Genomic DNA, 12,354 nt, shown 5'->3' on the forward strand with positions numbered 1-12,354 from the left:
CTGTAAATTACAGAATTACGTATTATATCGGAATTATCGATAACTAGTATAGCAGAATATCGGATTCTGCGATATCTGAATATAAGCTATTATTCTTATATAGAGAACATAGATTACTGTTCAGGCATGGGGCCGGACAGCAACATAACAACCCAAGGAGGTACATATGGTAAAGTTACATGAAGGTGGCGTCTACCTGGTGCACGGAAGCGAGATCGTTCCGGCATCGGAGTCCGCAAGAGTCGAGCAGCTGACCGGAAAGGCGGCAAACCAGGAAGAGGCGAAGAAGGGCACGATCGCCTATGGTATCATGAAGTCTCACAATACGGCGGAGACCATGGATCAGCTGAAGATCAAGTTCGATGCGATGGTATCCCACGATATCACCTTCGTCGGCATCATCCAGACTGCACGTGCATCCGGCATGGAGAAGTTCCCACTTCCATACGTGCTGACCTGCTGCCATAACTCACTCTGCGCAGTCGGTGGTACGATCAATGACGACGACCACTACTTCGGACTCTCCGCTGCAAAGAAGTACGGCGGAATCTACGTTCCACCTCATATCGCTGTATGTCATCAGTTCATGCGTGAGAACTTCGCCGGCTGCGGAAAGATGATCCTCGGCTCCGATTCCCATACCCGTTATGGTGCCCTCGGTACCATGGCCATCGGTGAGGGTGGCGGAGAGCTCAGTAAGCAGCTCCTGCAGCAGACCTATGACGTCGCTTATCCGGGCGTGGTAGCCATCTACCTCACCGGTAAGCCACAGCCATTCGTCGGTCCGCACGATGTCGCACTCGCGATCGAACGCGCGGTCTTCAAGAACGGCTATGTCAAGAATAAGGTGATGGAGTTCGTCGGCCCTGGCGTATCCAGCATGACGGCAGACTACCGTAACGGTGTCGATGTCATGACGACGGAAACCACCTGCCTGTCCTCTATCTGGAGAACCGATGCCGCAACGAAGGCGTTCCTTGACCAGCATCACAGAGGTGCAGAGTTTAAGGAGCTGAATCCGGCAGATGTCGCATACTATGACGGCTGCGTCGAGGTCGATCTTTCCAGCATCCGTCCGATGATCGCGCTTCCGTTCCATCCGTCGAACGCATACGAGATCAGCGAGCTCTATGATAACCTCGAGGACATCCTCCGTGCGACCGAGCAGGAAGCCGAGAAGGTCGCAGAGGGCAGAGCCCACTTCACCCTCCTCGATAAGATCACCGCGGATCACCGTCTCCAGGTACAGCAGGGCATCATCGCCGGCTGTGCAGGCGGTAACTATACCAATGTCGTCGAGGCAGCGCATGCACTGAAGAATAAGAACATTGGCGACAGCGAGTTCTATCTCAGCGTCTACCCGTCCTCACAGCCGGTCTATACCGACCTCGACCGCAAGGGTCTCCTCGCTGATCTTATGGATGCGGGCGCGATCATCCGTTCCGCCTTCTGTGGACCTTGCTTCGGTGCCGGCGACACACCGGCGAACAACGCACTCTCGATCCGTCATACGACCCGTAACTTCCCGAACCGTGAGGGCTCGAAGCCGGGCGCAGGTCAGATGTCGGCCGTATGCCTCATGGACGCTCGTTCCATCGCCGCGACCGCTGCAAACGGCGGTAAGCTGACCTCTGCCGAGGAGCTGGACTGCTGGGGCGATATCCCGGAGTACAACTACGATGATAAGGCCTACCAGAACCGTGTATACCAGGGCTGGGGCAAGGCCGATCTCGAGCTGCCGCTTCGCTTCGGACCGAACATCAAGGACTGGCCGGAGCAGGAGGAGATGACCGACAACATCCTTCTGAAGGTCGCTTCGAAGATCCTCGATCCGGTTACCACGACCGATGAGCTCATCCCGTCCGGTGAGACCTCGTCCTATCGTTCGAACCCGCTCGGCCTCGCAGAGTTCACGCTTTCGAGACGTGATCCGGAGTACGTAGCCCGTGCGAAGGCAGTACGTGATCTCGAGGATGCACGTAAGGCCGGTAAGAACGCCGCTGAGGTAGAAGAGGTATTCAAGCTGATCCACCAGATCCCGGGCCAGGAGAACGTACAGGCTTCCGAGGTCGAGATCGGTTCCACCATCTACGCGAACAAGCCGGGTGACGGCTCTGCCCGTGAGCAGGCCGCTTCCTGCCAGCGTGTACTCGGTGCCCTCGCCAACATCACGAAGGAGTATGCAACCAAGCGTTACAGAAGTAACTGCATGAACTGGGGTATGGTCCCGTTCCACCTGAAGGGTGAGCCGGACAGCTTCGAGGTCGGCGACTACATCTACGTACCGGGCATCCGCCAGGCACTCAGCGAGAATAAACTCGACGATATCAAGGCTTATGTTCTGAAGGACGGCCAGGCGACCGAGATCGAGCTCTATGTTCTTCCGATGACGGAGAATGAACGACAGATTGTGAAGGATGGCTGCCTCATCAACTTTAACAGGCTGGGCCATGCCAATGCTTAAAACACGCCATCATCACAGAGCCAGGGCGTTCTGAACTCGCTTCGGATGATGAAAAACGGGGAGATCCATGTCATCTCCCCGTTCGTGTATACAGAATTGTATAAATATAGGAACAACTTATGCCATCCATAATGATATAACTATTTTACTATATCTCCCAACTGCTATATTATGGAATTACCACAAAAAATAAGAATTATCCGGCGCTCTGAAGTGTATAATTACTATAGCTTAAACACAGAAAAGCGTTGGTTAAGTCGAAACACGTAACTTATGGAGCTGCGGGAGCGATTGGGGGATCGCTTCTGCTGACAAGGAGGAAACTATGGAAATTAAGAAACCTGCTGTAGCGGGCACGATGGAATCCAGTGACTGCCAGGTAACGGTTGAGCCGGGAGATGGAAAGATCGATTTCACTCTCGATTCCGCAGTTGCACATCAGTTTGGTAACGAGATCCGCAAGGTCACCATGGAAACCCTGAAGAATCTGGGCATCGATAGTGTCAAGATCTCCATCGTCGACAAGGGTGCACTCGACTGCACGATCAAGGCGCGTATCGAAGGTGCTGTATACCGTTCGGTAGATCAGTACACGAATTTACCATGGGGAGGTGCCATCCGATGATTGAGAATCCGAACAAGAAGAGACTGAGAAGATCCATGATGTTCCTGAACGCACAGAAGCCGTCACTCATCAAGGATCCGTACATCTACAAGTGTGATTCACTCATGCTGGACCTCGAGGATGCCGTTGCGGTAACCGCGAAGGATACCGCACGTTTCTCACTCTACCATGCACTGACCACCATCGACTACCGTGGATCTGAGCGTGTCGTTCGTATCAACGGCCTCGATACCGACCTCTGGGAGGAGGATATCCGCTGCTGCGTAGCTGGAGGCGCGGATGTCATCCGTATCCCGAAGACCGAGTCGGCCGATATGGTACGTGCCGTAGAAGAGAAGGTCGTAGCAGCCGAGGAAGAGTTCGACCGTGAGCCGGGTTCTACCCTCATCATGTCCGCACTCGAGTCCTGCAAGGGCATCATGAATGCCTACGAGGTCTGCACTGCTTCAGACCGTCTGATCGGTGTCGCCCTTTCCGGTGGTGACTATACGAAGGATCTGCAGACACATATCACCGGTACCGGCGTAGAGCTCATGGGTGCCCGTCAGCAGATGATCATCGCTGCACGTGCCGCTGGCGTACAGTGCTTCGATACCGTATGGACGAACCTCGATGATATGGAGGGCTTCCGTAAGGATGTTCAGACGATTCATGACATGGGCTTCGATGGAAAGTCCTGTGTTAATCCTCGTCAGATCGATATCGTGCATGCGATCTTCACACCGACCACAAAGGATATCATCTTCGCAGAGAAGGTAATTAAGGAAATCGATGATAAGAAGGCAAAGGGCATCGGCGTCTTCACCGTTGACGGTAAGATGATCGATATCGCTTTCTATGACGGCGCACAGAGAACTATCAAGCTCGCAAAGGCAGCCGGTGTGTATAAGGGGGATCTTTAATTATGTTAAATGCAGTAGGAAGAGATATTCCGGAGGAGATTTTAAAGGCGACCGGCAAGGAAGTATTCCAGGGAACCCACCATTTCGACGGCCATGAGTTTGAGACCGCTTCCCATAAGGTGAAGTGCGTGATTAACTCGAATGGCTCCAAGCTCGTAGATTCCATCCATGATGTACTCGTAAAGTGCGGCATCAAGGACGGTATGACCCTTTCCTTCCACCACCACTTCCGTAATGGTGACAAGGTGCTCAACATGGTCATGGAAGAGGTTCATGCCATGGGCATCAAGAATATCACGATCTGCGCTTCTTCCCTCGGTGGACAGAACGATCCGATCGTATACATGCTTGACGACGGCACCATCACAAACATCGAGTCTTCCGGTGTACGTGGTGAGATCGGTAAGGCGATTTCAAATGGTCGTCTGCAGGGACTCGCCATCATGCGTTCCCACGGTGCGCGTTCCAGAGCCATCATGAGTGGTGAGACCCACATCGACATCGCATTTATCGGCGCACCAACCGCAGATGAGTACGGTAACCTGAACGCCAACGGCGGTAAGGCAGACTGTGGTGTGCTTTCCTACTCCGCAGTGGATGCTGAGTATGCAGACCGCGTAGTTGCAGTTACCGATACACTGGTACCATTCCCGAACCTTCCTGCACAGATTTCTCAGGTCAAGGTGGATTATGTCGTAAAGGTCGACGAGATCGGTGATCCGACGAAGATCGCGACCGGTGCAGCGAAGCCGACGACCGATCAGAGAAAGCTGCTCATGGCGAAGTACTGCACAGATTTCGTTGTAAACACACCGTACTTCAAGGAGGGCTTCTCCTACCAGACCGGTGTCGGCGGTGCCTCCATCGCTTCCACCAAGTACCTCGCAGAGGTGATGCGTGAGCGTAATATCCACATGTCCTTCGGCGTCGGCGGTCTTACGAAGCCGATGTGTGATCTCCTCGATGAGGGTCTCGCAGGCTGTCTCGTCGATACCCAGGATTTCGACCAGGATGCGATCAAGTCCGCAGCGACTCATCCACGCCACTTCTACATCACGGCAGATGAGTATGCAAACCCGTTCAACAAGGGTGCATACGTAAACAAGCTGGATTTCGTTATCCTCGCTGCACTTGAGGTCGATACACACTTCAACTGTAACGTCGTTGTGGGCTCTGACGGTGTCATCACCGGTGCACAGGGCGGACATCCGGATACGGCTGCCGGTGCGAAGTGCACCATCGTGATCGCTCCGATCATGCAGGGAAGAATCCCGACGATCTGCAGCGACTGTACGACCGTCACCACTCCGGGTGAGGATGTCGATGTCGTCGTAACCGATTATGGTATCGCCATCAATCCGAAGCGTCAGGATCTCATCGACGCTGTCGCTGGTAAGGGTCTTCCGATCAAGACCATCGAGGAGCTTCGTGACATCGCATACTCCATCACCGGTGAGCCGGAGAAGGTTCAGTTCGGTGATCGTGTTGTCGGTATCATCGAAGCACGTGACGGCTCTGTCATGGATGTCGTTCGTCAGATCAAGCCATTCGAGTTTAAAGACTGATCATACAGGACCTGAGTTTTGATTCGGGTCAGCAGATCATGACCTCTCCGTGCATAACACGGTCTTCTCATGAACGAAGGCGCTCTGGTTAGGGGGATAACTAGAGCGCTTTTTTCGTATCCGTCCATGCGGGCGCTGTGCAACGCCGTGCCGGGATGATTTCGAACGGAGGGATTTTCTTCGCCTCATATCCCTGTCGTGTGTTAGAATAGGCTGTAAACAGAAAGAAGAGGAGACCTGCTATGGAAAGGAAACTTGATTTTACACATGAGGTGACAGTGCCGGAGATGCTGGCCGCGCGGGATCATCGGGTGGAGCAGCAGCGGGATTTCATCGCGCGCTTCCATCATCCGGTGATCTGCTTCATGCTGAACATCCCGGGTCCACATAAGGTGGGAGAGGATTTCTACTGGGCCTTCGAAACCGGGCTGCAGCGCATAGGACACAGCCTCGACCAGAACGGTATCCGTATCGAAGCAGAGGAGAAGGACGTCGAGGTGACCGGATATGTGTATTACGCTTCCGTGGATGCGGAGGCGATCCGTGTGAAGGAGCTCATGTGTCTCATCGAGGATGCGGACCGGCTCGGCCGGATCTTCGACATCGATGTCATCCGGAAGGATGGGAAGAAGGTGAGCCGTGAGGAGTTCGGCATGCCACCGCGGAAGTGCCTCATGTGCGAGGAGGAGGCACATCTCTGTGCACGGAACCGGACCCATGCGGTGCCGGACATGGTCGCGGAGATCCACCACATCATCGAACAGGCGAGAGGCTGAGACCTTATCGGAGACGAGTGTTGTGGAGACGACAGGGACGCTCGGGAAATGGCAGATCATCTGGATTGCATAAAGCGCACGCTGCGTGCGCAGGATGAGGAGGGCAGATGTGAGGACAGGAACAGACAGGAATCCCGCAGCACGTGCGGCTCTTCTTGAGCGCGTCGGCTGGCGGGTACGGAACGCCCTGCTCGGCGAGGTCTATGCGACACCGAAGCCGGGCCTCGTGGATCGTCGGGATACCGGCGCGCATCGCGATATGAATTACGAGACCTTCCTCGTGAGCACCGAAGCCATCACACCGTACATGGTGCGCATGTTTGCGGAGGGGATGGATGCGACAGCAGCTGGCCATACGCCGGAAGAAGTATTCCGGGCGATTCGCGGCATCGGCCTCGAGGCGGAGCAGGCGATGTATGCGGCGACCGATGGCGTCAATACCCATAAGGGCATGATCTTCACCATGGGCATCGTGCTGGCGGCGGCGGGCACCCTGTATGCACGGCGCGAAGAGGCAGCAGGACGGCTGAAAGATGAGGTGAAGCCGGAGACATTGGCGGCAGCCGAAGGAGCGGCGATGCCGGAAACAGAAGTCATCGCCGGGCAGATCACGGTGGACGCGATCCTCGACATGGCGCGTGAGATGACCGCGCGGAGCATGGCGGAGGACTTCCGAAGGATGCTCGAGCACCCGCCGAAGACGCATGGGGAGCGGCTCTTTCAGACCTATGGTGAGCGAGGCATCCGCGGACAGGCGATGGAGGGCTTTCCGATCCTCCGGGATACCGCTGTGCCATGGCTGCGTCGTTTTCGAAATCTGGGCAGCGATGAGGCGCTGCAGCAGGCCTTCGCTGCGCATGCGACGCTCCGCCGCGGACTCCTGCAGGATACCGGCAGCATGCACGCCGAGCATTTCGAGAATGCGGTGCATGTCAGCACACTGATCGCGATTATGTCGGTGCTGAACGACACGAACGTGTTCATCCGAAGCTCCTATGAGGACATGTGCTGGCTGCAGGCAGAAAGCAGTACGATCCTCGACATGGGTGCGATGTTTACGGAGGAGGGTGTGCGGGCGATCGAAGCACTGAACATGGCCTGCATCGAAAAGAACATCAGCCCGGGGGGCGCTGCGGATATCCTCGCGGTAGCGATCCTGCTTTTGAAACTGTAAAGAGGTAATTATGTCAGATACAACGTATGCGATCTCATCGGTCGGTCCGGGTGACCGCTATATGCAGGCAGAGGTGGACGCGCTTCTCGAGCGGGAGGGGATCCACCGCGATCAGCATCTTGACTATACGGCCGCGATGCTCGACGAGGACTATCATGTCATCGCGACCGGCAGTCTGTTCGGAAACACCCTCCGCTGTATGGCGGTGAGCTCTGATCACCAGGGCGAGTCCCTCATGAACGCGATCGTTTCCCATCTCGTCGAGGTGCAGTACAGCCGCGGAAACTACCACCTCTTCCTGTATACGAAGTGTGATTCCGCACGTTTCTTCGGGAACCTCGGCTTCTATGAAATCACGCGCGTGCCGGAGGAGAACATCGTTTTCATGGAGAATAAGCGGACCGGCTTCCGGGATTACCTCGCGGCGCTTCAGCGGGAGACGCAGCAGGTGGAGATCACCGCCCTGGATGAGGCCAATGCAGGCGAGCCGGATCCGTCGCACCCGGCCGAAGCCGTTGTGCTCCCGGGAGGGTCATGTGCAGTCGGCCCTGCAGCATTGAACCAGAGCGGACGTGTCGGGGCGATCGTCATGAACGCGAATCCGTTTACCCTCGGGCACCGCTACCTCGTCGAGCAGGCGCGGACGGCCTGTGGGGTCCTGCATCTGTTTATGGTGTCGGAGGATGTGAGCCTCGTACCGTTTTCCGTGCGGAAGAAGCTGATAATTGAAGGAACGAAGGATATCCCGGGCATCGTTTACCATGAAGCCGGCTCATATATCATCAGCTCCGCGACCTTTCCGGCGTACTTCCAGAAGGGAGACAACGCGGTGATCCGAAGCCAGGCGGGCATCGATGCACAGATTTTCACACAGATCGCGGCGGCGCTCGGCATCACGGATCGCTTCGTCGGGGATGAACCGACGTCGGTGGTGACGGGCATCTATAATGAAATCCTGTCGACGGCGCTGCCGGAGGCCGGCGTGGCGTGTCACATCATCCCGCGGAAGGAAGCGGACGGAAAGGCCATTTCAGCCTCCACGGTACGGAGCTGCATCCATGATGGACGGCTCGAGGAGATCCGCGGCCTCGTGCCGGAAACGACCTACCGCTACTTCACATCGCCGGAAGCAGCACCCGTGATCGGGCGGATCCGGGCAGCAGAAGAGGTCGTACATTACTGATTGGTTTCGAAAATGGCAGCAGTTCAGACCGGCGGACCCGGAGGGACAGTCTCGAAGTACTGTGCCTCCGTTGCCGCCCTCCGGCCTCCTCGATCTGAACAGTTACGGAAAAACAGTGGAGAATAGGCCGGAAACCTAAGAAATGCTTGCATTGCTGATGTATTTATATTAAAATACATCAGTATTTTGTGAGCTTGGCGCATCCGAAGGGACGTTGATTCGGGCCTGAAAGTACGATTAGAATATAAAAACTTCATGTTTCCAGAATAGAGATATTTTGGTTTTTCATTTTAGGAGGATTTTATGGTATCAGCAGGTGATTTCAGAAACGGTGTCACACTTGAGATTGATGGTCAGGTTGTTCAGATCGTCGAGTTCCAGCATGTAAAGCCTGGTAAGGGCGCAGCTTTCGTAAGAACGAAGCTTAGAAACGTTATCAACGGTGGTGTAATCGAGCGTACATTCCGTCCGACCGAGAAGTTCCCGCCAGCACACATCGACCGTCAGGATATGCAGTATCTCTACGATGATGGTGACATGTACAACTTCATGAACCCGGAGACCTTCGAGCAGATTTCCCTTTCCCACGAGCAGATTTCAGATGAGATGAAGTTCGTAAAGGAGAACGAGACCGTTCGTGTAGACTCCTACCAGGGTAAGGTATTCGCTGTTGAGCCGCCTCTGAAGGTTACCCTCGAGGTTACCCACACGGAGCCGGGCGTAAAGGGCAACACCGCAACCGGTGCTCAGAAGCCGGCAACCCTTGAGACCGGTGCAGAGATCATGGTTCCGCTGTTCATCAACATCGGTGATAAGGTTATCGTATCTACCCAGACTGGTGAGTACGAGTCCCGCGGCTGATATCTGCGTGATCAGAACATATACGGAGCGATCCGTTTGTGAGAAGGTTTCCCAAACGGGAAGCCTTCTTTTTTTCGAGTTTATGGGGTCAGACCCCCTTACGAAATTCTTAAGAAACCGTCGATTCATGGGAGGCCGCGCCTCTCATGGCATAGTTAAAGGAGTATTGATTTGACTACGATTCTGAATGTTATCACCGACGCCGTGCGGACTGCGTTTGTGCTGGCCGGCTATGACGCAGAGCTCGGCCGCGTGTCGATTTCCAACCGTCCGGACCTCTGTGAGTACCAGTCGAACGGAGCGATGGCCGGTGCGAAGCAGTATCATAAGAAGCCGATGGATATCGCAGGCGAGGTGGTGGAGAAGCTGAAGACCATGCAGCAGGGCGATATCGTGATGTTCTCCGAGGTGTCTGCGGTGATGCCGGGCTTCATCAACCTGAACGTGTCCGAGGAGCTCACCACGAAGTATCTGAATGAGATGAACTTCCATGAGGACCTCGGTCTCGATGCCCATGAGGGAAAGAAGATCATCATCGACTACGGCGGAGCCAATGCGGCGAAGCCGCTCCATGTCGGCCACCTTCGTTCGGCCGTCATCGGTGAGGCGATCAAGCGGATGGCGATTCAGCAGGGCAATGATGTCATCGGTGACGTACATCTCGGTGACTGGGGTCTTCAGATGGGCCTCATCATCACGGAGCTCGAGGACCGCGGACAGCTCGATGCAGATCTCGAGATCTCCCAGCTGGAGGAGATCTATCCGTTCGCCTCTGCAAAGGCGAAGGCGAAGTATGAGGATGGCCCGCATAAGGGTGAGCTGATCAACCCGGAGTATGCCGAGCGTGCACATCAGGCGACGCTGAAGCTGCAGAATGGTGACCCGACCTACCGTGCGGTATGGAATAAAATCATGAAGGTTTCCATCGCGGATCTGAAGAAGAACTATGGAAACCTCGACGTTCACTTCGACCTCTGGAAGGGTGAGAGTGATGCGCAGCAGTACATTCCTGGTCTGATTCAGGAACTGATTGATAAAGGACTTGCGTATGAGTCCCAGGGCGCGCTGGTGGTGGATGTCGCGGAGGAGAGCGATGCGAAGGAGATTCCGCCATGCATGATCCGTAAGTCGGACGGTGCGGCACTGTATGCGACTTCTGACCTCGGCACCATCGTCGAGCGTGAGAAGCTGTATCATCCGGATGAGTACATCTACATCGCGGACAGCCGACAGTCTCTTCACTATACCCAGTTCTTCCGTGTGGCACGGAAGGCAGGCCTCGTACGTCCGGAGGAGGAGCTTCGCTTCATCGGCTTCGGTACGATGAACGGCAAGGACGGAAAGCCGTTTAAGACCCGCGAGGGTGGTGTGCTCCGTCTCGAGAAGCTGATCCAGGAGACGAATGAAAAGGTCCTCGAGCGTGTACGCGCATCCCGTGGTGAGGAGCTCAGCGAGGAGGAGGCAGCCGCCATCGCCGTTCGTGTCGGTCTCGCCGCACTGAAGTACGGTGATCTCTCGAATCAGGCGACGAAGGATTACATCTTCGACATCGATAAATTCACGTCCTTCGAGGGCAACACCGGTCCATACATCCTCTACACCATCGTACGGATCAACTCGATCCTTCGTAAGTTCATGCAGGAGCGTGGCGTAAGCGATGATGTGCATGTAAAGGATTATGTGAAGGCCCATGCGACCGACTTCCAGATCCTGCCGATGAAGGAGAAGTCTGCACATGATGTCCAGATGCTTCTCACACGTTATCAGGATGAGATCAACGGTGCATGGAAGGATCTCGCGCCGCACCGCATCTGTTCCTATATCTATGCACTGGCGAACAACTTCAACAGTCTCTACCATGATGTGAAGTTCCTGAGCCTGCCGGAGAAGGAAAAGGAGAGCTGCATGGCGCTTCTGATGCTGACCTTCCGTGTACTGAGCACCTGCATCCATACACTGGGATTCGGTGCACCAGAGCGGATGTAATCGAGAATAAAGGAGAAGACAGAATATGAAATATTTCATTGCAAGTGATATCCACGGCTCTGCATACTGGTGCCGCAGGACCCTGGAGAAGTTCGAGAAGAGCGGCGCAGAGCGCCTGATCCTCCTCGGAGACATCCTCTATCACGGACCACGTAACGACCTTCCGCAGGAGTATGCACCGAAGGAGGTCATCGCGATGCTGAATCCGCTGAAGGACAGAATCTGGGCGGTACGTGGCAACTGTGAGGCGGAGGTCGATCAGATGGTGCTGCAGTTCCCGGTGATGGCGGATTATGCGATCCTCGCACTGAACGGTCATACGATTTTTGCGACCCATGGGCATCTTTTCGATGAGACGAAGCTTCCGCCACTGATGGCGGGCGATGCACTGCTGCATGGCCATACCCATCTTCTGAAGGCGGAGAAGCTGACGGCAGAGGATGGACGTACGTTCTTCCATCTGAATCCGGGCAGCACCTCCCTTCCGAAGGGTGGAAACCCGAATACCTATGCCATCCTCGATGAGGATATGTTCACGGTATATGACTTCGATGACCACACGATCGCCTCGATTTCACTGAATGCGTAAACGACATATTGACGAGATGTTTTATCGTACCCTTCGGCATATTGACGGCCGAAGGGTATTTTTTTAAGCCGAAGAAGTAGAATTTTGTCATATTCTGCGAGCCTATTGATAATTAATCTACAATCTGTTAAGATAAAAAAGGTTTTGGTTGTGCATAGTAGACAAAGTGCACAACGTAATCGAATGGTTGGTATCATTATGCCTGCACAGGAAGAATGGGTCTTTCTGC

General features: G+C 54.8%; 10 protein-coding genes. All 10 read left to right on the forward strand.

What is annotated here, in order from left to right:
- The first annotated feature begins 166 nt into the window (after positions 1-166).
- The 10 genes from ACK8P7_RS01590 (at position 167) to yfcE (ending at position 12,125) form a co-directional block, all read left to right on the forward strand.
- Complete coding sequence (locus ACK8P7_RS01590; RefSeq protein ID WP_410042469.1) at positions 167-2,464, forward strand: hydratase; 2,298 nt, start codon at positions 167-169, stop codon at positions 2,462-2,464.
- 325 nt (positions 2,465-2,789) lie between these two features.
- The gene (gene citD, locus ACK8P7_RS01595; RefSeq protein ID WP_410042470.1) at positions 2,790-3,089 is read left to right on the forward strand and encodes a citrate lyase acyl carrier protein; all 300 of its coding nucleotides are present in this window, start codon (positions 2,790-2,792) and stop codon (positions 3,087-3,089) included.
- Complete coding sequence (locus ACK8P7_RS01600; RefSeq protein WP_410042600.1) at positions 3,089-3,991, forward strand: aldolase/citrate lyase family protein; 903 nt, start codon at positions 3,089-3,091, stop codon at positions 3,989-3,991. Before citD ends, ACK8P7_RS01600 begins: the two co-directional genes overlap by 1 nt.
- A 2-nt stretch (positions 3,992-3,993) precedes the next feature.
- Positions 3,994-5,556 (forward strand): citrate lyase subunit alpha, encoded by a 1,563-nt coding sequence (gene citF / locus ACK8P7_RS01605; protein ID WP_410042471.1) that lies wholly within the window; start codon positions 3,994-3,996, stop codon positions 5,554-5,556.
- Between the two features lie 242 nt (positions 5,557-5,798).
- Positions 5,799-6,332, forward strand: coding sequence for a citrate lyase holo-[acyl-carrier protein] synthase (gene citX, locus ACK8P7_RS01610; RefSeq protein WP_410042472.1), 534 nt, complete (start codon positions 5,799-5,801; stop codon positions 6,330-6,332).
- Positions 6,333-6,441: 109 nt separating this feature from the next.
- Entirely contained in the window at positions 6,442-7,506 is a 1,065-nt protein-coding gene (locus tag ACK8P7_RS01615; protein ID WP_410042473.1) for a triphosphoribosyl-dephospho-CoA synthase, read from the forward strand.
- Between the two features lie 10 nt (positions 7,507-7,516).
- On the forward strand, positions 7,517-8,689 hold the full coding sequence (locus ACK8P7_RS01620; protein ID WP_410042474.1) for a [citrate (pro-3S)-lyase] ligase: 1,173 nt from the start codon (positions 7,517-7,519) through the stop codon (positions 8,687-8,689).
- Positions 8,690-8,992: 303 nt separating this feature from the next.
- Positions 8,993-9,550: an elongation factor P gene (efp, locus tag ACK8P7_RS01625; RefSeq protein ID WP_410042475.1), complete on the forward strand. Its 558-nt coding sequence runs from the start codon at positions 8,993-8,995 to the stop codon at positions 9,548-9,550.
- A 171-nt stretch (positions 9,551-9,721) separates the two neighbouring features.
- Entirely contained in the window at positions 9,722-11,536 is a 1,815-nt protein-coding gene (gene argS / locus ACK8P7_RS01630) for an arginine--tRNA ligase (RefSeq protein ID WP_410042476.1), read from the forward strand.
- 25 nt (positions 11,537-11,561) lie between these two features.
- A complete protein-coding gene (gene yfcE, locus ACK8P7_RS01635) occupies positions 11,562-12,125 on the forward strand; it encodes a phosphodiesterase (protein ID WP_410042477.1) in 564 nt (187 codons plus the stop codon).
- Positions 12,126-12,354: the final 229 nt, after the last annotated feature.

Source organism: Oribacterium sp. P9 (assembly GCF_046365365.1).
Classification (GTDB): domain Bacteria; phylum Bacillota; class Clostridia; order Lachnospirales; family Lachnospiraceae; genus Oribacterium.

Excerpts from the sequence above, each read along its gene's own strand:
- ACK8P7_RS01590 (WP_410042469.1), top strand. The coding sequence starts at position 167 with ATGGTAAAGTTACATGAAGGTGGCGTCTACCTGGTGCACGGAAGCGAG.
- citD (WP_410042470.1), top strand. The coding sequence starts at position 2,790 with ATGGAAATTAAGAAACCTGCTGTAGCGGGCACGATGGAATCCAGTGAC.
- citF (WP_410042471.1), top strand. The coding sequence starts at position 3,994 with ATGTTAAATGCAGTAGGAAGAGATATTCCGGAGGAGATTTTAAAGGCG.
- citX (WP_410042472.1), top strand. The coding sequence starts at position 5,799 with ATGGAAAGGAAACTTGATTTTACACATGAGGTGACAGTGCCGGAGATG.
- ACK8P7_RS01620 (WP_410042474.1), top strand. The coding sequence starts at position 7,517 with ATGTCAGATACAACGTATGCGATCTCATCGGTCGGTCCGGGTGACCGC.
- efp (WP_410042475.1), top strand. The coding sequence starts at position 8,993 with ATGGTATCAGCAGGTGATTTCAGAAACGGTGTCACACTTGAGATTGAT.
- yfcE (WP_410042477.1), top strand. The coding sequence starts at position 11,562 with ATGAAATATTTCATTGCAAGTGATATCCACGGCTCTGCATACTGGTGC.